A 23,460-nucleotide genomic window follows, 5' to 3' on the forward strand; every position below is an offset into this window, starting at 1 on the left:
GGGTCCTCTTCCCCCAACACGACCCCGGCACGGCGCGAACTTGTGACACGGCGGTAGGTGACGCCCCACTAGCCTGGGGGCCGTATGGACCTCACGCCGCCCGACCTCCTCGCCCACCTGCGGGACGCCCGGTACACCGACCTCGACCCCTTTCTCACTGGCCTGCAAGGGCGCTTCGAGCGCGGCGAGGTGAGCGAGCTGGAGTTGAAGCGGACTTTCGACGCCTTCCAGAATCCCGACCCGGCGCTGGGCGAGTGCTTCCGGGGGTGGATGGACACTCACCCCGGTTCCTACGCGGCGCACGCGGCGCTGGCGGGGTGGCTGCTGGGCCGCGCCTGGGCCTTCCGGGGTGAGACCACGGCCAATCTGGTGAGCGATCAGGGCTGGCGTGGTCTGCACCACTTTCTCGAACAGGCGGAGGGATGCGCGCGGGAGGCGACGACCCTGACGCGTAACCCTCTGACGGCGTGGCTGACGGTCGCCACCGTCCACAACACGCGGGGCTGTCAGATGAGCCTCGCCGACGTGCAGGCTCAGCAGTATCCCGACTGGTACACCCGCCCGCTGGAGGACAACCCGCACTCGCTGGAGCTGCGCCGCGTCACGCTGCTGCACCTGCGCGCCGAGTGGGGCGGGAGCGAGGAACACATGCTGACCTTTGTGCGCCAGCAGCAGGAGGCGGGCCTGCTGGGGCAGGGCGACATGCAGAAGCTCTGGGCCGCCTTCCACTCCCACGTCTCGCACCACGCCCTGCATTTCGCGGGCGATTCGGCAGCAGGCGTCGAGCGGGCGCGGCTGGCGGCGGACCTTCAGGAGAGCTACGCCGACCAGTTGCTCGTCGCGCTCACGCACGCCGATGCCCCCGAGGCAGAGCGGCGGGTGGCGTTGGAACGCTTCCTGGCCGCCGCCGAGGGAGACCCCCGCGTTCGCGCGAGTGGAAATTTCCCCTGGGCGCTGTACCAGGCGAAGGGCTGGCTCGAACCTCTGCTGCCCCGTGTCACGGCCCTGCTCACCCGCTGGGCCGGGGAGGGCGATCACGAGGCGGCGGTGACGTTGGGTCGCCTGCATTGTTTCAACCGCACGTGGGCCATACCCGATCCCACCCCCCTCCTCATGCGCGCCCGCGACGAGGGCGACAAGGCCGCCGCAGAAATGCTCGTCCACCTGCAAGAGCACGGGCTGGGATTGAAGGCGGCGTTGCGCGACACGCCGGAGAAGCGCGACGCCGTCCTCAAGGCCGCCGACCTCGGCAGCGACGACATGAGCTGGCGCGTGTACCGGGGGTTCGACGCCTACCGGGGGCAGTTCGAGCTGGACGACCGCGCGAAGTACCGCTACCTCCTCAAGGCCGCCGACGCCGGGAACAACGACGCCCGCTTCGCCCTCGCCCAGCAACTGCGCGCCGGGCTGGTTGAGGTCGGGGACGACGGTGTGCTGCGGCCCGTGGACACCCGGCCCCTTCAGGACAGCCTCGACTACGCCAAGCACCTCCTCGAACGCGCCGCCGCCGAGGAGCACAAGGGGGCGCAGAAGGCGTTGAAGAAGGCCAAAGACGGGGACTGGGACGCCAAGACCGCCCGGCGACTTCGTGGGGGAGCTACCGAACAGGAGCGGGAGGCGGCGCGCGGCGGTCGCCCGTGGTGGCAGTGGTGGCTGATCGGGAGCTTCGTCATCGGCGTCCTGCGCGCGTGTGGGTCCTTCCTCGACGACGACCGCCCCGCCGCGTCGCAGGGGTGGGCTTCCCCCACGCAGAGTGCCGAAGCACAGGCGGCCCTCGCCGACGCCCAGGCGACGTTCGACGCTCTGGCCCAGGAGCAAACCTCGACTCAGGGTTCCTCCCCCTGACCCAATCCTCCCGCCCCCCACCCGCTACCCTGTCTCCCATGACCGTCTCCGACTTTCAGCTTCCCGCCGTCCGGCCCGTGGAGGAGACCGACTGGCGGGCCATCCCCAGCCCGGCCTTCGTCCTCGACGAGTCGCGGCTGCGGCGCAACCTCGCCCTTATCAGTCACGTCCAGCGCGAGAGCGGCGCGCAGATCATCCTCGCCTTCAAGGGCTTCGCCATGTGGAGCGCCTTTCCCATCCTGCGCGAATTCGGCATCACCGGGGCGACCGCGAGCAGTCTCAACGAGGCCCTGCTCGCCCGCGAGGAGATGCGGGGGGAGGTCCACGTCTACGCCCCCGCCTACAGCGACGAGGACTTCCCGCGCATCCTGGAGCTGGCCGATCACCTCGTCTTCAACTCCTTCTCCCAGTGGGAACGCTTCAAACCGCAGGTGGAGGCCGCCCGCGCCGCCGGGAAGACGCTCCACATCGGCATCCGCGTCAACCCTGAATATGCGGAGGTCGAGACGGACCTGTACAACCCCGCCGGGCCGTTCTCGCGGCTGGGGGTGACGCGGCGGGAGTTCCGGGCCGACCTCCTCGACGGCATTGACGGCCTGCACTTCCATACGTTGTGTGAAAAGGACTCGGACACGCTGGAGCGCACGCTGGAGGTCGTGGAGCGCAACTTCGGGGAGTTCCTGCCCCGCATGGGGTGGGTCAACTTCGGCGGCGGGCACCTGATGACGCGCGAGGGGTACGACATCGAGCGGCTGATTCGCGTCGTGCGTGCCTTCCGCCAGAAGTGGGGCGTCCACGTCCTCCTCGAACCCGGCTCGGCCTTCGCGTGGCAGACGGGCTGGCTCGTGAGCAGCGTGCTCGACGTGGTGCACAACGTCAGGGACGCCGCCCTCCTCGACGTGTCGGTGAGTGCCCACATGCCCGACGTGCTGGAGATGCCCTACCGCCCGCGCATCCTCGGTGCCCGCGACCCCATCGCCGGGGAGGTGACTCACCGCGAGGCGCACGACCAGATACCCGGCCACCCCTACCTCATCGGCGGCACGACCTGCCTGGCGGGCGACGTGGTGGGCGAGTACGTCTTCGACCACCCTCTCAGCGTCGGCGACCGCGTGATCTTCGACGACATGATCCATTACACGATGGTGAAGACGACCTTTTTCAACGGCGTCAAGCACCCCGACATCGGCATCCTGCGCGCGGATGGCACCTATGAACGGGTGAAGACCTTCGGGTACGAGGAGTTCAAGGCGAAGCTGAGTTGAGAGCGGCCAGCGATCAACAGCCAGCATGAACAGCGCCCCCACCACTCCCGGCGGGGGCGCTGCTCTGTATCACGGCGAGAGGGCTTGAGCCTGTGCGCTGGGGGCGGGAGTCACCGCCCGTTCGCGCGCCGATTACGACCCGGCCCAGGGGGAAAACGCGAGAGGTGGGGGCGCGGGAGGGGTCAGGCCGGGCGTGGGGCGTGGGGAGGGCCAGTCACGCCCGGCGCGGAGGGTCAGGAGAGGGGGAAAGTCTCGGTCAGGACGGGTCTCCTGGAGATGGTCGTCAGTCTAGGGACGGAGACTGACACGGCTCTGACAGCGGAACCCTGCCGCACAGTGCGCCACCAACACCCCGTTCCCATCTGAGAGCGGGCGTCTCCCCTCCCCCTACCCCAGCCGACCCGCCACCCACAGGGCCAGCGGCGCGACGGCGAGGGCCGGGAGCATGCTGCCCACGCGCACCCGGCGGTCCTCCCAGCCCAGCCCGGCGAGCATCAGGTTCCAACTGATTCCGGCGATGACGAGGCCACCCGCGCCCGTGATCATCAGGACGTAGGGGTTGGTCCTCAGGACGCCGGGGTCCGCCCCATTCAGCAGGCCCGCCGCGAACGCCCCCGCCGCGAGGCTGAGGCCCCCCTGAAGGAGAAATACCGTGATGACGCTGAAGCCGACTCCGATGCCGTACGCCCCTGCCAGCGCGAGCGAGGCGATGCCGTCGAGCGTGCTCTTCAGGACATAGGTGGCGTTGTCGCCCGTCAGGCCGTTTTGCAGCCCGCCCACCACCGTCATCGGGCCGACGCAGAAGAGCAGGCTCGCCGCCACGAACCCCTCCGTGAAGCGCCCGCCGCCCCGGAATCTTCGCTTGAGAGCCTCACCCAGCCCCGCCAGCCCCTCCTCGATCCGCAGCGCCTCGCCGATCACGGCCCCCAGCGCGAGGCTGACGAGCGCGAGGATCACGCCGGGAATGTTGCCGCCCGTCACGCGGTTCAGGCTCCCCGCCATGTCCAGGCCGATGAAGAGCGTCACGAGGCTGAGCGTTTGCAGCAGTGTGCGCTGGGTGCGTTCCGGCAGCCGCCCCCCCAGCGCGAGGCCGAGCAGCGTGCCCAGCAGGACGGCGGCGACGTTGATCAGCGTGCCGGACAGTTGCGAGAGCAGACTCATGAGGGCCTAGCCTAGAGCATCGGGGGCGTGGGTCTTGGACGAGGTTGTTGCAGTGAGGAGTTGTTGAGATTGTGTTTGGATGTGATCTTTTGCTCCTCCCCCTTGAGGGGGGAGGTCGGGAGGGGGTGAACAGGCAGGGCGTCCAGAGCCAGTTGGAAGATTTACGAATCCAATCTGTTAGAGCGATTAACGCTGCTTGCTAACGGCGTTCTCCTCTCTTCCCACAAAAACTACCCCCACCAACCCGGCGGGGGCAGTTCCAGGTCCAACCTCAACTCTCAGCGGCTGCGGTACTTCGGCGTGATCAGTTCCTCGCGCGAGGCGAGGTCCAGCGACGCGGCGAGGCTCTGCGCGGTGGTCAGGCTGTAGGCGTCGGCGGTGGTGTAGGTGACAGCATAACCCATGTCCTGCAAGGTGCCGACGCTCAGGCGCGACAGCGGGTTCTTGACGCCGCTGTTGAGGTAGCCTGTCATCAGCTCGTTCTTGAAGGTCGTCTCGCGCCAGTGGCCGCCCGCCGTGCCGGAGCCGCCCGTGTTCTCGACGGGCACGGTGCTCAGGGTGCCGCCGAAGGCGCGGTACTCGCGCACGCCGTTCGTGCCCCGGTACACGGGGTTGCTCGTGCCGATGCCGCTCACCAGCCCGAAGCGTTGCCACAGGGTCCCGATGCCGAGCGAGTGCCCGAGTTCGTGAACGGCGATGTCGGCGAGCTGGGAGCTGAACTGCGTCAGGTCCGCCGTGTCGAACACCAGTGTGGAATAGGTCGTCAGCCCGTTCGACGAGCGGACGCTGCACGGCCCGCTCTGCGCGAGGGTGCCGCCGGGGCCATCGATGGTCCGGTTGCCCGTGAAGACGAGGATGTCGTCGATGGTGCCCGAGAACGCCGCGTTGCTTCCGCAGGCATTCGCGGGGATGTTCGCCCGCACGCTTGCCAGCCCCTGCGTGACGATGCCCTGCCAGCGGCTCGCGGCGGCGTTCATGGCGTTGACCACGCTCGCGTCGCTGCCCGTGGCGAAGCGCAGGGTGATGTTGTACGGCTCGGTCGCCTGGGTCTCCAGCTCCGCGCTCAGGTAGGGGTCCAGCGGCAGCGAGGCGAGGTCGGGCGCGGTGACGTGCTCATGGGCCGCCTCGGCGTTCGCCACTGTGTCCGTCCCCCCTCCGCAGGAGGCGAGCAGGGCGGTCAGGGACAGGGCGGCGGCGCTCAGCGTCAGACGGCGGGTGAGTCGGGACATGCGGAAACCTCCGGGAGCCAGGGGGCGGGGATAAGGCTGTCTCGGTCTGTCGGGTCTGCTCTGTGGGGGAAAGCGAGCGCAGCCTAGAGCCGCAGGTGTGATCCGCCTGTGAGGACCGCGCCGACACGTCGAAAAGGAGATGTGGATGGACCGGAGGAGAGGTTAAGGGATGCCGAACGCGCCGACGCCCCTATTTCTAGACTGGGTACAACAAAGCTCACACGAGGCCGGGTGTCATGCTCCTCCCAACGTCTCCCAGGCATCCCCGGCGGGGGACGGCCCGCTCCTCCGGCCTCACCGAACCTGTGAATCGATCGTGAGTGAGAGGGAACGCCTTCTTTTCAGTCCCGCCGCTGGCGAACGGAACGCCCCACTCCTCTTCCCCCAGTGGGGGAATGCTGTCTCCGCCTTTACGTTTGACGCCCGGATGACAGGGGACGTGGTACGCTCCTTCCAAGTTGACCTGCCCCTCCGCCGTCTTCCTCTGCCCGCCGCCGCACGGTGCGGACGGGCCGGGTGCCGGGGCGAGCGGGCGGGTCGCCCACAATCCAGAACGTCGTCGGGGCCGCCTTGGGGTGGCCCCGCGTGCTTGTCGGAGGTTGCCTTGACGCTCACCGAACAGTTCCAGACGCTCCCGAAGCTCCTGAAGGTCAGCGAGGTCGCCGACTTCACGGGCACCCACGAACGCACCGTCCGCCGCTGGATCAGGGACGGTCGCCTCGGCGCGGTCGAACATCCCAGCGGGCTGCGCGTGCCCCGGCGTTCGCTGTGGCGCTTCCTGGGTCTGGACCTCGGCCTGAGCGCCTGAAGCTGAATCCTTCGGGGAAACCCAGGCGGGGGCGGACCTGACCCTCGCGGTCCTGCAAGCGGTTATGGAGCGGGGGGACGAGGCTGCCGCGCTCGCCGCCTTGAGCGCCCTCGATCCCGCCGACCATGCGCGGGCCGCCCCCCTCGCGCTGCAACTGGGGCGGCCAAGCTTCGCCGCACGGTGGGCCGAGGACCCCCTCACCCGTGCCGCCGCGTTCCTTCGGCTGGGCGATTCCGATGCTGCCTTCACCACACTTGCGGGTCAGCCCGACACCGCCCGGCCCGCCCTCCTGCGCGCCCGCGCCGCGTGGCAGGCCGGGCAGCCGGACGCTGCCAGCCTCGCCGCCCACGCCCGGACGCTCGCCCGCTCGGAGGGGGACGCCGGGGCGCTCATCGCCGCCGCCACCCTGCTCGGTGAGATGAACCTCCGGGCTGACCCGCGCGCCGCCCTCCGCGCCCTGGCCGAGGGACTCAGGGTCGCCGAGATGAGCGGCACCGAGGCCGACGCCCACCTTCTCGCCGTCCTCGCGCACGCACAGGCCGCCGTGGGAGGGAGGGACAAGGCCGCACGTACCGCCGCTAAGGCTCTTACCCGCAGCGTGCCGCGCAGCCCGGCGCGGGTGGTGGCGCTTCTCGCGCTCGGACGAGAGGAGGAAGCCCGCAGAGAGGCGGAGGCGGGGGAATTGGGCGGAGTGTGGTGGCAGGGCTTTCGTGCCCCGGAGGACTCCTGAAGACTTCCTCCCCAGAAGCAGGCCGAAGCAGAGGACCTGCCGTCGGTAGGGGCAGCTCTCCATCCTGGTCGGCCCGATTCCGGACCGAGGAACTTCGCCTCGACGGAATTTACGGAGTCCTGCCCCCCGACGTACTCACCTGACACTTCCCCACGCGGCAGGTCCCGATCTCACCCCGCCACCACGTCCAGCCGCCTCAGCCCCCGAATCACGAAGCCGCCGACGTACTCCGGCTCGGCGTCGGGGTCGGGGAGGCGCAGGTCGGGGAAGGCGCGGGCGAGGGCGCGCAGGCTCAGCGCCAGCTCCAGCCGGGCGAGGGGCGCGCCGAGGCAGTAGTGGATGCCCAGCCCGAAGGTGAGATGCGGGTTCGGGTCGCGCGTCAGGTTCAGCTCGTCAGGCCGCTCGAAACGGCGCGGGTCGCGGTTGCCGCTCGCGTACAGGAGGCCGACCTTCTCGCCGGGGCGGAGCGTCTCACCGAAGAGATCGACCTCCTCCAGCACGTACCGCTCGAACAGCGGGAGGGGCGTGTCGTAGCGCAGCAGTTCCTCTGCCGCCGTCCGGAAGAGGGGCAGGCTGCCTTGATGCGGCGCGGCCTGAGCGAGCGTTCGCCAGTGTTCGGGCTGCCGCAGCAGGGCCAGCACGCCCGCCGAGAGGCCGTTGACCGACGCCTCGTGCCCGGCGTTCAGGAGGAGAATGCAGGTGTCGATGAGTTCGCGCTCGCTCAGGCGGTCGCCGCCGTCCTCGGCCTGCACGAGCGCGGTGATGAGGTCATCCTGTGGGTCATGGCGTCGCAACCGCGCAAGGTCCCGCAGCAGGGCGCTGAACTCCAGTACGGCCCGCTCAGCCTCCGCCTGCTCGCCCGCCGTGTGGGTCGGCTCGTACAGCCGCACGATGGCCGCCGACCACGGGCGCAGGTGGTGGCGCTCCCCCTGGGGCACCCCCAGCAGCTCTGCGATGACGGTGACGGGCAGCGGCTCGGCGTACTGGGCGACGAGATCGAAGCCGTCCGCGCCGACCTTCGCGAGTTGCCGGGCGAGCAGGGCCTCAATTCGGGAGGACAGCGCCTCCACCCGCCGGGGCGTGAAGGCGAGGCCCACGAGCGAGCGAAGCCGGGTGTGCTTGGGCGGCTCGGAATCGAGGAGGTGGTTGCCGTTGAAGGCGTCGAAGTTTGCCCGCGCGGGGTCGGGGGGCGGCCAGCCCAGCTCGTCGCGCGAGTATCGGTGCAGGGCGCTCCGCCCAAAGCGCGTGCGGTCGCGCAGCACCGCCGAGATGTCCGCATGCCGCGTGAGGAAGACGCGGTTCAGGGCCGGGTCGCGCAGGGCGGGCGTCTCCTCGCGCAACCGGGCCAGCAGGGGGTATGGGTCACGCACGAACGCCGGGTCGTTCAGCGGCAGGCTCAGCACGGGGACGGACATAGGCCCAGGCTACCGCCGCACCCGGAGACCGGAGAAACGCCGGCTTCCTCACATTGACGGGGAGTGGGCGCGCGGTGTAGCCTTCCCTCACCAAACTTGAGCCAGGGGTGGAACCGCTTCCGCGTAGGGGCGGTGGGCTTTGTGGCCTGTACCCACCCAGGAGGACGCATGAAGAAAGCACTTGCCATCGTCGGTCTCACCGCCACCCTCGGAGCCGCCAGCCAGGGCAGCGCCGTGACCCTCACGCTCGCCTGCGGCACGGTCGGGCAGGAACTCCAGCTCTGCAAGGACGGGGCCGCGCGCTGGGCCAAGAAGACGGGCAACACCGTCAACATCTTCGAAAGCCCCAACCTCACGAACGACCGCCTGGGCCTGTACCAGCAGCAGCTCGCGGCCCGCAGCAGCGACATCGACGTGTACCAGCTCGACGTGATCTGGCCGGGCCTGCTCTCGCAGCACTTCGTGGACCTGAAGGGCAAGATTCCCGCTGCCGAGGTGAACGCGCACTTCAAGGGCATCGTGGACGCGAACACCGTGAACGGCAAGCTGGTGTCGATGCCGTGGTTCACGGACGCTGGGCTGCTGTACTACCGCACCGACCTGCTGAGGAAGTACGGCTACTCCGCGCCGCCCAAGACCTGGGCGCAGCTCGCCACGATGGCGAAGAAGATTCAGGACGGCGAGCGGGGGGCGAACTCGACCTTCGCGGGCTATGTGTGGCAGGGCAAGAACTACGAGGGCCTGACCTGCAACGCGCTGGAGTGGGTCAGCTCCTTCGGCGGCGGGACCATCGTGGACGGCACGGGCCGCATTACCGTCAACAACACCAAGATGGCGGCGGCGCTGGACGCGGCGGCGAGCTGGATTCGCACCATCAGCCCGGCGGGCGTCACGACCTACGGGGAGGAGGAGGCGCGCGGCATCTTCCAGTCGGGGAACGCGGCCTTCATGCGCAACTGGCCCTACGCGTGGGCACTCGGCCAGAGCGCGGACTCCAAGGTGAAGGGCAAGATCGGCGTGGCCCCGCTGCCCGCCGGCCCCGGCGGCAAGCCCGCCGCGACGCTGGGTGGCTGGAACCTCGGGGTGAGCAGCTACTCCAAGAACCAGGCCGCCGCCGTCGACCTCGTGCGCTACCTGACCAGCCCCGCCGAGCAGAAGATTCGCGCCATCGAGGGCACCTACAACCCCACGATCCAGGCGCTGTACAAGGACCAGGCCATCCTGAAGGCCAACCCCTTCTTCGGCAGCCTGCTGAGCGTGTTCACGAACGCCGTGCCGCGTCCTTCCGCCCCCACGAGGGGCAAGTACAACCAGGTCTCCCAGGCCTTCAGCACCGCCGTCAGCGATGTGCTGAACGGCAAGAGCAAGGGCCAGGCCGCCGTCGCCAAGCTCAGCACCGACCTCGCCCGCATCAAGGGGCGCGGCTTCTGAGCCTGGACCTCTAGGCCCACACGGGGCTGCGGCGCACCCCGCCCGCGCCTGAGCGCCAAAGTGGGGGACGTCCTGAACACGGGCGTCCCCCAAGCGCTTTCTCCCCCGCTCCCGCCCCGCCCCTTGCAAGCCGCATCGCCCGCACACCCAGCCCGGCCCGCGTGGGGTCGGCACCCTCTGGGGGAGGACCCATGACGACCAACGCCACACCCACCCAGGCGGCTCCGGTTCGCCGGCGCGGCATCGAGGCCGCCCGCGCCCGGCAGGCCATCTGGCTGCTGCTGCCCACCCTCATCGCCATCGCGGTCGTGGCGGGCTACCCGCTGTACCGCACCTTCTTCTTCTCGCTGTACGAGGCCAACCTCACCACGCCGGGCGAGCGCACCTTCCTGGGGCTGGGCAACTTCTGGTTCACCACCGAAGAGGGCGTGCCGCTGGGCTTCCTGCAAGACCCGAAGTGGTGGACGGCGGTGAAGAACACGCTGCTGTTCACGGTCGTCTCGGTCTTCCTGGAAACGGTGTTCGGCATGATCATCGCGCTGGTGGTGAACAGCGCCTTCAAGGGCCGGGCCTTCCTGCGCACCGCCATGCTGGTGCCGTGGGCGATTCCCACGGTGGTGAGCGCGCAGATGTGGGCCTACATGTACAACGACTCCTTCGGGCTGGTCGGGCGCGGCATCCTCGGCGGTCAGGCGCTGCTCGCCGACGTGGACTCCGCGATCTGGGCGATGATCGCCGTGGACGTGTGGAAGACGACCTCCTTCATGGCGCTGCTGATCCTGGCCGGACTCCAGAGCCTGCCCTCGGATATGTACGAGGCCGCCGACATGGACGGGGCGAGCAAGTGGACCCAGTTCTGGCGCATGACGCTGCCGCTGCTGCGGCCCGCGCTGCTGGTGGCGCTGGTGTTCCGCAGCCTGGACGCCCTGCGCGTCTTCGACATCATGTACGTGATGCTGGGGGCCAACACCGCCTCTTCCACGAGCATGACGGGCTACGCGCGGCAGGCCCTGATCGACAACTCGCTGCTGGGGCTGGGCAGCGCGGTGGCGGTGGCGATCTTCCTGATCATCATGGTGATCGTCGTCATCTACGTCACCGCCTTCCGCGTGAAGTTCGACTGAGGGGGCTGAGCCTATGAACCTGCAAAAGACGAATCCGGCCCTCTACTACACCCAGCGCGTCCTGTTTTACCTGCTCGTCATCGTCATCACCGTGTACCTGCTCTTTCCCTTCCTGTGGGCGGTGCTGACGAGCTTCCGGCGGGCGGGCGACCTCTTCCTGCCGCCGCTGCAATTCATCACGGCTCCGACGACCCTGAGCAACTACACGCAGGTCTTCGCCAACGCCAACTTCCAGCGCGGGCTGCTGTTCAGCGTCATCGTGGCGGTGGTCTCGGTGCTGATCAGCCTGCTGCTGGGCAGTTTCGCCGCCTACGCCCTGGGCCGCTTCAAGTTCAGGGGCAAGAGTATGATCCTGTACATCATCCTGGCGGTCAGCGTCTTTCCGCAGATCGCGGTGCTGGGCGGGCTGTTCACGCTCGTGCAGGCGACCAATCTGTTCAACAACCCCATCTCGCTGATCTTCAGCTACCTGATCTTCACGATTCCCTTCACGGTCTGGGTGCTGACCTCGTTCGTGCGCGACATCCCCGGCGAACTGGAGGAGGCGGCGCTGGTGGACGGGGCCAGCCCATTGCAGACGCTCTTTCAGGTGCTGTTTCCGGTGATGATGCCCGCGCTGGTGACGACGGGACTCCTCGCCTTCATCAACGCCTGGAACGAGTACCTGTTCGCGCTGACCTTCACGAGCAGCAACCGCACGGTGCCCGTGGTGATCGCCAACTATTCGGGGGCCTCGCAGTTCGACCAGCCGTGGGGACCGATCATGGCCGCGAGCATCGTGGTCACGGTGCCGCTGATCATCCTCGTGCTCGTGTTCCAGCGCAACATCGTCTCCGGCCTGACGGCGGGGGCGGTCAAGGGCTGAAGTTTTTCCAAGCTGGATAGGAAGGGGCCACCTCGCGCGGGTGGCCCTTTTTCTTAGGTCTCTGTGGGCGGTGGGCGGTGGAGTCGTCACGTCACCCCCTCACCCCGGCCCTCTGCTTCGCAGCTCTTCGAGTCACCCACGGGGGGAGAGGAAGCAAAAAACCTGACCTACCTTCCCTCCGCCTTCCGTTGTGCCTCGTCCAGCGCGGCCTTCGCGCTCAGCTTGCCGGTCGTGGCCTGGCTGATGGCCTCCTCCAGCAGCAGGGTCCACTCCTCGAAGGCGGGCGCGGTGGGGCGGGGCACGGCGCGGTCGAGCTGGGCATGGGCGGCTCTGATCTGGGGGTTTTTGGCATACCACTCGTTCAGGAGGGGCGTGACGCTGCGGCGGCTGGGGACGTAGGCGGTGGACTTGACCCACTCGGCGAGGCGGGCGGGGTCCATCAGGAACTGCCAGAAGGCGACGGCACCCGCCTGCCCCTGCGCCGGGGTCCCCTGCGGAACGACGAGGTGGGCACCGCCGAGGGGCACGGTACAGGCCCCCGCCCCCCCGCACGGAAAGGGCGCGATGCCGAGCTGGAAGAAGGGCAGGCGGCGGGCGTCCGTCCAGTTGGCGACGCTGGCCCCCACGAACATGTTCTGCCCACGCGCGAAGTCGAAGGCGGCGCGGGTGGCCTCCGAGAGACGGCGGGGCTGCGCGAGTCCGGCGGCGCTCATCCGGGCGAGCTGGGTGAGGGCCTCGACCGCCTCCGGACCGTTGAGGTTCGGTCGCCCATTCACGACGAGGCTGCCACCGCGCGAGGTGACGTTGGCCTCGAAGGTCCAGGCGTCGGCGGTGGCGACGAGGGGGCGTTTACCGCGTGTAGCGAGGGTGCGGCTGGTGGTCTCGACCTCCGCCCATGTCCCCGGAGCCGCCACGCCCGCCCGGCGCAGTGCCCCCACGTTGTACATCAGGACGGGGACGCTGACGTTCCACGGGAGGCCGTAGCGTTTGCCGCCGACCTCTCCCGCGCGCCAGACCGGGACGTAGAGGTCGCGGGTCAGTCCCTCCGGCAGCGCGTCCGTCAGCCGCGAGAGGTCGGTGAGGCGTCCGTCCGCCGCCAGCCGGGCGAAGCGGGTGAATTCCACCTGCGCGAGCGCCGGGGCCTTGCCGGAGGCCAGCGCCTTCTGGAGCTTGTCATTGAGTTCGCGGTAATTGCCGCCTGCGACGGGCACGACCTCGTAGGCCGTCTGCGAGCGGTTGAACGCCTGAGCGTACCCGGCGACCACAGCCTCGTCCATCGCGTGCCAGAATTCCAGTTTCAGGGGCGCAGCCTGCGCGGACGCGGCGAGCAGCAGGGAGAGGGGAAGGGCGAGACGGCGCATGGGGGGCAGGATAGCGGGGGAGGCTGACTGGAGGCGGACGAAAAGAACGATGCGGGGGGACCTACGGCAACACCGGGTACAGGTCTACCCGGCTGCCGGGCCGCACGTCCTCGCGGGCAGCGATCCCGACGGTGGCGCTCGTGCCGCCGCGCCCGCCCAGGCGGGTGAGCAGGTCCACGAACTCGTTCACGTCGAGGCCCTGATTGGCGATGTACTCGCCGGGCACGCCGCGCGTGGTGAGGTCCACCACCGCGTCCTGCACGAGGTTCTGAATCTGCGCCTGCACGGTGCGGGTGTCTGCCCCGAGGGTAATGCTGGCGCGGCGGATGAGCTGCCCGCCCCGGTAGAGGGTGCTGTTGGGCCGGGCCTCACACGCGAGGTCCACCGGGAAACCGACGGCGGTGTTGTTCGCGGCGCGGCACTGGACGAAGGTGCTGGCGTTCAGGCCGCGCAGCCTCGCCTCCAGGGTGGCGCGGGCGGCGGGGTCCAGCCGGGCGGCGGGCGTGCCCCGTGCCCCGCGTGTGGTGGCGGCGGCGGCGGCCCCCGTCAGGAAGGTGTCGAGATTCCGCACGCCCGGCACGACCGCCGCGTACACGAGGTCGTTCCTGGGAAAGGCGAGGTCCGCGTTGCGGCTGGCGCTGAGTTCGCTGCGGGCGCTGGAATACTCGTCCTGCAACTGGCCGAGGCTGGCCCGTGTGGTGGCGAGGTCGCGGGCCAGCGTCTCGTTCGCCGCGCGCAGGGCCGCCCCCTGGGTCCGCAGGGAGGCGAGGTCGGCACGCACCCGGTCACGCTCGCGGGTGGCGGCGTCGCGGGCACCCAGGGCGGTGTCGCGGGCGCGGGCGGCGGTATCCCTCTCGCGGGCCACCGTGTCGCGCTCACGGGTGGCGACCTCACGGGCGGCCACGGCGGCGTCACGGGCGCGGGCGGCGGCGTCGCGTTCGGCGGTCAGGCGGGCGCGGGCGGCCAGCAGCTCGGTGCGCTCGGTGGTGAGGCGCGTGCGGTCGGCGAGGAGGTCCGTGCGTTCGGCGGCCAGTCGGTCGCGTTCGCGCTGGGCGGCGAGGCGCTGGGCCTCCGCCTGCGCGCTCGCGGCCACGGCGGCGTCCCTTGCGCGGCGGGCGGCGTCTCGCTCCCCGGCGAGGACGTTGCGCTGTGCCTCCACCCGCTGCCGGGACGCCTCCAGGGTGCGGACCTGCTCGCCCAGCGCCGTCACCCGCTCCTGTGCGGCCTCCGCGCGGGCCTGCGCGCGGGTCACGCCCGCCTCGGCCTGCGCGGCGCGGGCGTCGAGGGCGGCGACCTGTTCGTCGAGCGCCCGTGCCCGCTCCCGGCTGGAGGCGAGGGCCGCCTCCGACTCGGCCAAGCGGGCGCGGCTCGCCTCGGCGCGGGTCTCCAGCGCCTCACGCAGGGCGCTGAGTTCGGTGACGCGCGCCTGGAGGGTCGCCGCCTGCGTCTGGGCCGTGCGCCGCTGGGTCTGCGCGGTCTGGAGACGGGTCTGGGCGGCCCCCAGCTCGGCGGTCGCCGTCTCCAGGCTGGCCTGCGCCCGCTCACGCTCGGCGCGCAGTCGCCCGGCCTCGCGCTGGGCCGCGTCCCGTTCGCGCTGCGCCGCCCGCAGACCGCCCTGCACGTCCGCCACCTCCTCGCGCAGGGCCGTGATCTGGGGCCGGAGCTGGTCGGCCTGCGCGATGGTATTCACGGCGCTCCGGTTGAGCAGCAGGAAGGCGGCCAGACTCGCCGCGCTGATGCCCATGCCCGACAGCACGGCGACGATGAGCGCCGTCGTCTTGGGCCGCAGCCCGAACCAGCGCAGGTGCTTGCGGCCCACCTTCTTGGCGATGGTGTCGGCGGCGTAGGCGACCACCCCCGACAGGATGACTACGAAGGGCAAAAAGAGCCACAGCATCCGCCTTCTTCCCCCCTCTTCCCCTACAGCTCGAAGTCGTCGCCGAGGTAGTGCCGCCGGGCGTCCTCGTCCCCCGCGAACTGCGCCGGGGTGCCCTCGAACTTCACTTCCCCGTCGAACATCAGGTACACCCGGTCGGTCAGCGCGATCGTCTCGCGCACGTTGTGGTCGGTGATGAACACGCCGATGCCCCGGCGGTAGCGCAGCTCTCGGATGAGGCGCTGAATCTCGCGGATGCTCTTGGGGTCCACGCCCGTGAACGGCTCGTCGAGGAGGAGGTAGTCGGGGTCGGTGGTGAGCGCGCGGGCGAGTTCCAGCCGCCGCCGCTCGCCGCCCGAGAGTTGGTAGGCGGAGGAGTTCGCCAGGTGGGTCAGCCCGAACTCCGCGAGGAGGGAGTCGGCCCGCTCCTCCTGCTCGGCGCGGGAGAGCCTCTGGTATTCGAGGATGGCGAGCAGGTTGTCCCGCGCGGTGAGCTTGCGAAAGGCGCTCGGCTCCTGCGGGAGGTAGCCCAATCCCAGCCGCGCCCGCTCGTGCATGGGCAGGCGCGTCACGTCGCGGTCGCCGAGGCGGATGCTGCCCCCGCCGGGGCGAATAAAGCCCACCAGCATGTAGAAGGTCGTGGTCTTCCCCGCCCCGTTCGGCCCGAAGAGGGCCACGATCTCGCCGGGCCGCACCGTGAAGTCCACCCCGCGCACCACTTGTCGCCGCCCATAGCTTTTGCTCAGGCCCTGCGCCGTGAGTTCGGGTCGCGGTGGGACGGCAGGGACGGGGGGGAAGACGGCGGGCGCGGTCACGTGCTGAGGGTAGCATGGGCCTCACGCGGCCCCGGTGACGGGAGAGACGAAGGGTGGAAAGCGGAAAGCGAACCTCGGCCCTTGGCCTTCGACCTTCTGCCTCCGCGCCCTTACACTGACCCCATGCTGCTGACCATCATCGTGCTCGACTCCGTGGGCGTCGGTGCCCTCCCGGACGCGGAGCGGTTCGGGGACGCGGGCGCGCATACCCTCAACCACACGCTCGCGGCAGCGCCCGTTCCGTTACCGAATCTCGCGCGGCTGGGCCTGAGCCGCCTTCCCACCGTCCAGACCTCACCGGGGACCGTCCCGGCAGGCGAGGTGCGCGGCGCGTTTGGCCGGATGCGTGAGGTCAGTCCCGGCAAGGACACGAGTACCGGGCACTGGGAGTTCATGGGCGTGCAACTCCAGCACCCCTTTCAGGTCTTCCCGGACGGCTTCCCGCCCGCCGTGATGGACCGCTTCGACGCGGCGACGGAGCGCGGGCACCTGTGCAACCGCCCCTACAGCGGCACCGACGTGATCCGCGACTTCGGGGAGGAACACCGCCGCACAGGCTCTCCCATCGTGTACACGAGCGCCGACAGCGTGTTCCAGATCGCCGCCCACGAGGACGTGGTGCCGCTGGAAACGCTGTACGGGTGGTGTCAGGCCGCGCGGGGCATTCTGCAAGGGGAGTTCGCGGTCGCGCGGGTGATCGCCCGGCCCTTCCGGGGCGAGTTCCCCTTCGAGCGGGCGAACGAACACCGCAAGGATTTCTCGCTGGTGCCACCGCCCAACGTGCTGGACGCGCTCAGGAACGCGGGCCGCGAGGTCGTCGGCATCGGCAAGATTCCCGACATCTACGCGCACCGGGGCTTCACCGAGGAGATTCACACCGACGACAACGCGGACGGCATCGCCAGGACCCTCGCTCGGATGCGGCGGGCGGCGGCGGACGGCACGAGCGGGCTGATCTTCACCAACCTCGTGGACTTCGACGCGCGCTTCGGGCACCGCCGCGACCCGCAGGGCTACAGCGCGTGCCTCTCTCAGTTCGACGCGGCCCTCCCCGACCTGCTGGCGGCGGTGCCGGAGGACGGGGCACTCCTCGTCATCAGCGACCACGGCAACGACCCGACGTGGCGCGGGACCGACCACACGCGCGAGTACGGCTTGCTGCTCGCCCACGTCCCAGGTCTGACGGGCGCGGTGGACCTCGGCGAGCGCGCCACCTTCGCGGATGTGGGGGCGACGGTCGCGGAGGCGCTGGGAGCCGACTGGGGGGGGCCGGGTGAGAGTTTCTGGAAGGCGCTGAATTAACCTCACCGGTCGGGGCAGCCCCCGCAGATGCCAGCCCCGAGTTCCGCCTGGGTCCCGAGGCGTTCACGCTCACGCTCTCGCTGGGCGGACGGTATGCGGGCGAGCAGTCTTGGACCGTCCAGCCGGAGCGCAGCGCGGTGGTGGTGCGGGTGGAGACGGGCTTCAGCGGCGTGCTGCCGGAGTTGCGCCGCCTGCAGGTCAGCCGTCTGCACCCCCGCCTGCTCACCAGCCTGCACTACGCGGAGGGCGACGGGCGGGGCCGCGCCACCTTCGAGGCGACCTTCGACCGCCGGGCTGGGCTGATTACCCTGCGACAGGGCAAGGAGGAGGCGACCACGCCCCTGACGACCGAGTACCACGATCCCGTGTCGCTGCCCCTGTGGTTGCGGAGTCTGGGCGAGCAGGACCGCGCGACCACCCACATGACGGGCGGGCGCGTCCTCGTCCAGCGCCTCCCGGACACGGAGGTGGGCGGCCTCCCCGCCCGCGCCTATTTCCTGCGGCCCGGCGGTGCCTACGTGTACGTGGAGCGCGACTCACCCCACCGCCTCCTGCGGATGATTCAGCCCACCGACTTCGGCCCGGTGGAGGCGAGTCTGCACCTGCCGCGCAAGGGGCAGCCGGAGCGGCGGCGACGGCGGGCGGGGTAAACGGTTAACTCTCAGCCCAAACTTCTTCCCAAGCCCTCTCTCTGCTGACGGCTGACCGCTGACGGCTGACCGCCCCCGGAGTTCCCCCATGCAAGTCCTTCAAGGTGACGCCGCCCGCGCGGCCCTGACCCGAACCTTCGCCGAGATTCCCGTCCCCGAGAGTGTCCTAACCCGCATCGAGGCCACCTTCGGTGAGCGCCTGACACCCGAGGAGGTCGTCTCACGCATCCTCGCGGACGTGCGCGCACGCGGCGACGACGCCCTGCGCGACTGGACCGAGCGGCTGGACGGCACCCGCCCCGACGCGCTGGAGGTGCCCCACGAGGAGATCGAGGCGGCGACCGTGACGCCCGACCTCCACGCCGCCATCCGTCTCGCCGTGGAGCGGGTGCGCGCCTTCCACGAGCGGCAGCCCGCGCACGGCTTCCTCCACGAGGGGCCGGACGGAACGCTGGGACAACTCGTGCGCCCGCTGGGAAGGGTCGGGGTGTACGTGCCGGGCGGCCTCGCGCCCCTCGTCTCCACCCTGATTCACACGGCGGTTCCGGCGCGGGTGGCGGGCGTTCCCGAGATCGTCGTAACGACGCCTCCCGGACGCAACGGCAGGGTGAGTCCGGCCATCCTCGTCGCCGCGCGTGAGGTCGGGGTGGGCCGCGTGTTCCGGGTCGGGGGCGCGCAGGCCATCGCCGCCCTCGCCTACGGCACCGCCAGCGTGCCCGCCGTGGACAAGATCGCCGGACCCGGCAACCTCTTCGTCGTCATCGCCAAACGGCAGGTGTACGGCGTGGCGGGCATCGAGAGCCTCCCCGGCCCGACCGAGACCCTCGTGGTCGCCGATGACAGCGCCGACCCGCGCTTCGTGGCCGCCGACCTCCTCGCGCAGGCGGAGCACCTGGGAGCCGAACCCGTCCTCGTGTCTACCAGCCGCGACCTGTTGCTGGAGGTGCAGGCCGAGCTGAATGTGGCGCTCGAAGCCCTGCCCGAACCCAATCGGGGCTGGGCGCGCGACAGCGTGGAGGCGCGCATGAAGGTGGTCCTCGCCGCCGACCTGACCGAGGCGCTGGACCTCGCCAACCTGTATGCCCCCGAACATCTGTGCCTGCTCACGCGCGAGCCGTGGAGCCTGCTGGACGGGGTGCGGCGGGCGGGCGGCGTCTTTCTGGGGGAGGCGAGCATGGAGGCGCTGGGCGATTACGTCGCCGGACCGAGCCACGTCATGCCCACCGGGGGCACCGCCCGCTTCATGAGTCCGGTCAACGTCCGCGACTTCCAGAACATCATCAGCGTGGTGGGCGTGAACGCCGACGCCCTGCGCCGCATCGGCCCCCCCGCCGCCACCCTCGCCCGCGCCGAGGGGCTGGAGGCCCACGCCCGCGCCATCGAGAGCCGCCTGACCCCCGACCCGGAGGACCCCAAACCCCGCCCGGAGGCGACGCTCGCCGCGCTGGACGGCGTGCCGAGGGAGGAGGGCCTGGGCGAGAGGGAACGGGGGTAGGACTCCGGCGTTCACCCTACCCCCCACGGCGCTGGCTGTCTCAGCCTCTGGAGGGTGACACAATCACAAGTCACCCACTCGCAGGACCCGCCCGCCTCAGACGGGTGATGAAGAAGCCGTCCACCCCGCCCTCGGCCACCGTCAGCACCCCGTCTCCGGCGGGAACGGTCGGCACTCCCAGTTCCGGCACCGGCTCGGGCACGAAGTCGGGATGTGCCGCCAGGAAGTCACGCACCACCTCCGGTCCCTCCTCGGGCGTCACGCTGCATACGCTGTAGACGAGCAGCCCGCCGGGCTGGACGAGGGCGGCGGCGTTCGGAAGCATTCGCGCTTGCAGGGCGGCGAGTTCCCCCACCGCCCCCGGCGTGAGGCGCAGCTTGATTTCCGGGTGCGAGCGCAGGGTGCCCGTGCCCGTGCAGGGGGCGTCGAGCAGTACGAGGAGCGCGGGCGGCACGTCCAGCGGCGCGGTGAGGTCGTGGGTGAGAAAGTCGGCCCGGAGGCCCAGCCGCCCGAGGTTGGCGCGGGCGGCGTCGTGCTTGCGCGCCATGAGGTCCACGCTCGTGACTCCCGCCCCACGCGCGGCGAGCATGGCGGCCTTCACGCCCGCGCCCCCCGCGAGGTCGAGGACCCGCTGTTCCGCCACGTCCCCCAGCGCGTCCACCACCGCCAGACTCGCCGGGTTGATGGGCTGGGCCTGACCCTTGCGATAGGCCGCCGTCTCCCGCAGGGGGCGGGCGAGCGTCACCCGGTCCACCCCGTTCGGGCCGGGTTCGACCACGTGGCCCTCGGCCTCCAGGCTGCGGACTCCGGCGTCGGTGACACTCAGCCACAGGGGTTGCGGCTCCAGCAGGTTGGAGAGCACCCCACCCGCCCGCTCCCCGTAGGACGTGCGGAAGACCTCCAGCAGCCAGCCGGGCAGCGCGTACCGCGTCTCGTCGCTCTCGGCGGGCCGCTCCACCCGGCGCAGCACGGCGTTCACGAGGCCAGGCGGGGCCAGCCGCGCCCCCCGCGCCAGCCCCACGTACTCGCTGACGACGGCGTGCGGCGGCGTGCCGAGCACCAGCTTCTCGAAACTCCCGGCGAGGAGGAGCGCGCGTGCCCTGGGATGCGTCTCCCCGCGCAGCAGCGGCGTGAGGGCCGCCTCCAGCATGGGCGCGTGCCGCAGGGTGCCGTACACGACATGGGTGGCGAGGCCCGCGTCCCGGGCGGGCAGCCGGGCCTGCGCCAGCGCCGCGTCGAGCGCCGGGGCCGCGAACGTCTCCCCCGCCAGCACGCGCGTCAGGACGCGAACGGCCAGCGCGCGGGCCGGGTTGAAGGTGGGGCGGGGGGCAGTCATCCGGCCAGAATACGGGAAGTGGTGGGCGACGAGAGATGGGGGCTGAGGCGCTGCCTGCCCCTCTCATCACTCAACTCTCATCACTTCCCCCGCCCTTACCCCTCCCCCGCCAGCCGCTCGATGACGGCCCGCAGCCCCAGGGCGAACTCGGTCTCGAAGCGGGGGGCCAGGAAGGCGAGGTCGCGCTGGCGGCGCAGGTAGTCGGTGGTCAGGGTCTCCTCGGTGGCGTGCTGCCAGCCCACGGCCAGGGCGCAGGTGTGCGTCAGGACGCGCAGCGAGACCTCGGGCGTGAAGGGCAGCCGCTCCACCACGCCCCCGAGCATCTGGCGAACCTCGCGCCGGAAGCGCAGGTCGAGGTCGTAGTTCTCGTTGCGGGCCAGCACCGTGCCCAGCAGGATCAGCAGGCGGCGCAGCGCCTCGTGGCCCCGCGCGGAGGCGGCGAGCACGTCGGCCACCTCGGCGGGGGTGCCGGGGCGGCGCTCGTCGAGCCGCGTGGTCAGCTCCCCGACCCAGGTTTGAAGATGATCGGTCAGCAGCGCCAGGAACAGCTCCTCGCGTGTGTCGAAGTACAGGTAGAGGGTGCCTTTGGCGAGGCCCGCCTCCCGCGCCACCTGATTCATGCTCAGGTCGGCGTAGGGCGTGCTCGTCCAGAGGTGCTCGGCGGCGCGGAGAATATCGTCACGGCGCTGCCCCTTCTCCTCGGGGCTGCGGGCGCGGGCGGGGCGGACGGTTGTATCACTGACCACAGTTGGCATGGTAGGTCCACCATAGCCCCCCCACCGTGAAGCCCTTCACGCCTCACCTCACCGTTTACCCCCAATTCCCCCACCGGCCTCATACCCACCCACCTCACAGGAGTTCGGACGACGGGGGGCGAGACGCCGGGCGAGGGCCGCCCCCACCTCTGCCCGTGGATTCAGGGAGAGGGCGTGGGCGAGGGCCTCAGCGGTTTCGAGCGCCCGCACGTGAGCCTGCGTAACCTCTACCCCGGCGGCGGTCGACCGGATGGCCCGCCACCAATACGCTGAGAGGTCGTCTTCGGCGCGGCGGGCAGGGTTGAGGGGCTGCCGCGTCCCCTGCGCCGCGCGGGCCAGGCGGAGGAGTCCGGCGCGGACCCAGAAGAGGCCGTCCCAGGCACGCAACTCCTCCCCTCGGGCGAGCAGGGCCGAACCGAGGACGAGCGCGCCGAGCACACCGTCGTACTCGGCCTGTGGGTCCGGCAGGGTCGCCCCGAGGGGTGGGGAGGCCGCCCGCCACGCCAGAAGCTCATGCAGGCGACCGTCGGCATCTTTGATCAGCATCCGCTCCGGCAGGTCTCCCGAGTTCGGCCACCCGCCGACCTCCGCCAGCCGCCCCACGGGGACGACGTGCAGTTCCACCCGCGTCAGGTCCGGCGTGACGACGTTCGGCGTGCCGAAGGGATTGACCCACGCGAGGGCGAGCGGCGTCAGCGTCCCCAGGAACGCGAAGGGGTCCAGCGTCTCTCCCTTCCCCAGAAAGGCCCAGTATTCGAGGTCGCTCCAGCGGTCGGACCGGGGAGCGCCGCCCACATCCACCTGCGTGCGGCTGCCGTAGGCGAGGGCATGGGAAACGCGCGGCTCCTCGGCGAGCGCCGCACGAATGCGCGCGTCCAGGGCGTCGAGGTCGTCGGTAGGAGTCACGGCCCCAGCGTACGGCCCGGTGATGGCGTGAAGGGCGACTGACCGGGAGCGGGCGGCCTGTCAGGGTGGGGCATGGCGAAGAAGAACGGGGCGGACCTCCACATCCCGGCAGAGGTGCGTGACAACGCGAGAAAGGGATTGAAGCTGCGCGAGGAATACGGGTACGGCGGCACCGAGGTCGGCGAGGAGATGGCCGAGACTCTGGCGGCGGGCGGCGAGGTCAGCGAGGAGCAGGTGCGGCACATCGCCCAGTACTTCCCCCGCCACGCCCACGACAACTTGGGCGAGACCGAGGAGAAGGGCAAGCCCTCGCGTGGATATATCGCCTGGCTCCTCTGGGGTGGCGACGCCGGACGGGCGTGGAGCGAGCGGGCGGTAGAGGCGCTGAACGAAGCGTAAGGGGGCAGCGGGTAGGGTCCAAGACGGGGGGGACCGCGAGTCGGCACATCTCCGCCGGAGAGAGGTCAGGCTGCGGGGAGGGCCGGGAGAGGGAGAAACGCCGCGTCAGGTAGGGTGGCCCGTGTCGTTAGTTCTCAACTTCAGCAAGGTGGTCGTCAGCCCGTTGCAGGACTGGTTCAGAGGAAGGCGGAACCCCGCTGATGACAGAAGAACCCTGCGCGCCAAAGGGTGAACTCGCAGCCTACCTACTCCGAATGCAGCTTCAGCCCTAGATCACGGGCATTCTGGTCAACCTGCGTTGCCGGATGATGTTCAGACCAGGGCTGAGGCTTCCGTTTGAGGGACGCCTAGAGGACAGGGGCGGCCTGTCGAGTCTGGAATGTGGAAAGTTCCGCCACTCGGCGAGCTTGAAATTGCCGCTGCTGCCGACATCAGAGGAACTTCGAGGAGTGCGCGGTGACGCTTGGTGGGTGATCAACCCCTCCTCAAATAGCATAGGCACAAGGAAGCGCCCCGAGCCTTTAAGGCTCGGGGCGTGTTCGCATCGCTGATGGGTGACGTGACCTGTAGAAAGGAGGTGATCCAACCGCACCTTCCGGTACAGTTACCTTGTTACGACTTCACCCCAGTCATGCGCCACAGCCTAGACACCTGCCTTGCGGCTCCCGATGGTTTTAGCTGCGACGTACTCC

Annotated in this window: 20 protein-coding genes and 1 rRNA gene; 11 read left to right on the forward strand and 10 right to left on the reverse strand. The window is 70.3% G+C overall.

Features of this window, described 5'->3' with window-relative positions:
- Nucleotides 1-84: 84 nt before the first annotated feature.
- Entirely contained in the window at nucleotides 85-1,845 is a 1,761-nt protein-coding gene (locus V3W47_RS14885) for a DUF4034 domain-containing protein (protein WP_331826007.1), read from the forward strand.
- Between the two features lie 38 nt (nucleotides 1,846-1,883).
- A complete protein-coding gene (gene nspC, locus V3W47_RS14890) occupies nucleotides 1,884-3,110 on the forward strand; it encodes a carboxynorspermidine decarboxylase (protein ID WP_331826008.1) in 1,227 nt (408 codons plus the stop codon).
- A 387-nt stretch (nucleotides 3,111-3,497) separates the two neighbouring features.
- Here the strand turns inward: nspC and V3W47_RS14895 are convergent, their stop codons facing one another.
- On the reverse strand, nucleotides 3,498-4,271 hold the full coding sequence (locus V3W47_RS14895; protein WP_331826009.1) for a DUF554 domain-containing protein: 774 nt from the start codon (nucleotides 4,269-4,271) through the stop codon (nucleotides 3,498-3,500).
- Nucleotides 4,272-4,549: 278 nt separating this feature from the next.
- A complete protein-coding gene (locus V3W47_RS14900) occupies nucleotides 4,550-5,500 on the reverse strand; it encodes a leishmanolysin-related zinc metalloendopeptidase (RefSeq protein ID WP_331826010.1) in 951 nt (316 codons plus the stop codon).
- 604 nt (nucleotides 5,501-6,104) lie between these two features.
- On the opposite strand from V3W47_RS14900, the gene V3W47_RS14905 reads away from it, so the two are divergent.
- Nucleotides 6,105-6,308 (forward strand): helix-turn-helix domain-containing protein, encoded by a 204-nt coding sequence (locus V3W47_RS14905; protein ID WP_102128235.1) that lies wholly within the window; start codon nucleotides 6,105-6,107, stop codon nucleotides 6,306-6,308.
- 64 nt (nucleotides 6,309-6,372) lie between these two features.
- Nucleotides 6,373-7,038, forward strand: coding sequence for a hypothetical protein (locus V3W47_RS14910; protein ID WP_331826012.1), 666 nt, complete (start codon nucleotides 6,373-6,375; stop codon nucleotides 7,036-7,038).
- Between the two features lie 170 nt (nucleotides 7,039-7,208).
- Here the strand turns inward: V3W47_RS14910 and V3W47_RS14915 are convergent, their stop codons facing one another.
- Nucleotides 7,209-8,453 carry a cytochrome P450 gene (locus V3W47_RS14915; RefSeq protein WP_331826013.1) on the reverse strand — a complete coding sequence of 415 codons (1,245 nt, stop codon included), beginning with the start codon at nucleotides 8,451-8,453 and terminating at the stop codon, nucleotides 7,209-7,211.
- 168 nt (nucleotides 8,454-8,621) lie between these two features.
- Here V3W47_RS14915 and V3W47_RS14920 point away from each other — a divergent pair, with 168 nt between their 5' ends.
- The 3 genes from V3W47_RS14920 (at nucleotide 8,622) to V3W47_RS14930 (ending at nucleotide 11,873) form a co-directional block, all read left to right on the forward strand.
- A complete protein-coding gene (locus tag V3W47_RS14920) occupies nucleotides 8,622-9,884 on the forward strand; it encodes an ABC transporter substrate-binding protein (RefSeq protein ID WP_331826014.1) in 1,263 nt (420 codons plus the stop codon).
- 191 nt (nucleotides 9,885-10,075) lie between these two features.
- Nucleotides 10,076-11,008 carry a carbohydrate ABC transporter permease gene (locus V3W47_RS14925; protein WP_331826015.1) on the forward strand — a complete coding sequence of 311 codons (933 nt, stop codon included), beginning with the start codon at nucleotides 10,076-10,078 and terminating at the stop codon, nucleotides 11,006-11,008.
- A 13-nt stretch (nucleotides 11,009-11,021) separates the two neighbouring features.
- On the forward strand, nucleotides 11,022-11,873 hold the full coding sequence (locus V3W47_RS14930) for a carbohydrate ABC transporter permease (RefSeq protein ID WP_331826016.1): 852 nt from the start codon (nucleotides 11,022-11,024) through the stop codon (nucleotides 11,871-11,873).
- A gap of 167 nt (nucleotides 11,874-12,040) precedes the next feature.
- Here V3W47_RS14930 and V3W47_RS14935 read toward each other — a convergent pair whose 3' ends face one another.
- The 3 genes from V3W47_RS14935 to lptB form a co-directional block, all read right to left on the reverse strand.
- Nucleotides 12,041-13,234: an ABC transporter substrate-binding protein gene (locus tag V3W47_RS14935; protein ID WP_331826017.1), complete on the reverse strand. Its 1,194-nt coding sequence runs from the start codon at nucleotides 13,232-13,234 to the stop codon at nucleotides 12,041-12,043.
- 61 nt (nucleotides 13,235-13,295) lie between these two features.
- Nucleotides 13,296-15,131, reverse strand: coding sequence for a DUF3084 domain-containing protein (locus tag V3W47_RS14940; RefSeq protein WP_331826018.1), 1,836 nt, complete (start codon nucleotides 15,129-15,131; stop codon nucleotides 13,296-13,298).
- Between the two features lie 23 nt (nucleotides 15,132-15,154).
- Nucleotides 15,155-15,925: an LPS export ABC transporter ATP-binding protein gene (gene lptB / locus V3W47_RS14945; RefSeq protein ID WP_331826019.1), complete on the reverse strand. Its 771-nt coding sequence runs from the start codon at nucleotides 15,923-15,925 to the stop codon at nucleotides 15,155-15,157.
- Nucleotides 15,926-16,048: 123 nt separating this feature from the next.
- Here lptB and V3W47_RS14950 point away from each other — a divergent pair, with 123 nt between their 5' ends.
- The 3 genes from V3W47_RS14950 (at nucleotide 16,049) to hisD (ending at nucleotide 19,372) form a co-directional block, all read left to right on the forward strand.
- The gene (locus V3W47_RS14950) at nucleotides 16,049-17,227 is read left to right on the forward strand and encodes a phosphopentomutase (protein WP_331826020.1); all 1,179 of its coding nucleotides are present in this window, start codon (nucleotides 16,049-16,051) and stop codon (nucleotides 17,225-17,227) included.
- A 137-nt stretch (nucleotides 17,228-17,364) separates the two neighbouring features.
- Nucleotides 17,365-17,877, forward strand: coding sequence for a hypothetical protein (locus tag V3W47_RS14955; protein WP_331826021.1), 513 nt, complete (start codon nucleotides 17,365-17,367; stop codon nucleotides 17,875-17,877).
- A gap of 88 nt (nucleotides 17,878-17,965) precedes the next feature.
- A complete protein-coding gene (gene hisD / locus V3W47_RS14960) occupies nucleotides 17,966-19,372 on the forward strand; it encodes a histidinol dehydrogenase (RefSeq protein ID WP_331826022.1) in 1,407 nt (468 codons plus the stop codon).
- A gap of 70 nt (nucleotides 19,373-19,442) precedes the next feature.
- Here the strand turns inward: hisD and V3W47_RS14965 are convergent, their stop codons facing one another.
- From V3W47_RS14965 to V3W47_RS14975, 3 genes are all read right to left on the reverse strand, one after another.
- The gene (locus tag V3W47_RS14965) at nucleotides 19,443-20,708 is read right to left on the reverse strand and encodes an RsmB/NOP family class I SAM-dependent RNA methyltransferase (protein WP_331826023.1); all 1,266 of its coding nucleotides are present in this window, start codon (nucleotides 20,706-20,708) and stop codon (nucleotides 19,443-19,445) included.
- Between the two features lie 95 nt (nucleotides 20,709-20,803).
- A complete protein-coding gene (locus tag V3W47_RS14970; protein ID WP_331826024.1) occupies nucleotides 20,804-21,454 on the reverse strand; it encodes a TetR/AcrR family transcriptional regulator in 651 nt (216 codons plus the stop codon).
- Between the two features lie 57 nt (nucleotides 21,455-21,511).
- Nucleotides 21,512-22,369, reverse strand: coding sequence for a hypothetical protein (locus V3W47_RS14975; protein WP_331826025.1), 858 nt, complete (start codon nucleotides 22,367-22,369; stop codon nucleotides 21,512-21,514).
- A 72-nt stretch (nucleotides 22,370-22,441) separates the two neighbouring features.
- On the opposite strand from V3W47_RS14975, the gene V3W47_RS14980 reads away from it, so the two are divergent.
- Nucleotides 22,442-22,768 carry a DNA-binding protein gene (locus V3W47_RS14980; protein WP_331826026.1) on the forward strand — a complete coding sequence of 109 codons (327 nt, stop codon included), beginning with the start codon at nucleotides 22,442-22,444 and terminating at the stop codon, nucleotides 22,766-22,768.
- Nucleotides 22,769-23,338: 570 nt separating this feature from the next.
- Here V3W47_RS14980 and V3W47_RS14985 read toward each other — a convergent pair.
- Nucleotides 23,339-23,460, reverse strand: a 16S ribosomal RNA gene (locus V3W47_RS14985); the annotation flags it as partial.

Source organism: Deinococcus sp. YIM 134068, assembly GCF_036543075.1.
GTDB lineage: Bacteria > Deinococcota > Deinococci > Deinococcales > Deinococcaceae > Deinococcus > Deinococcus lichenicola.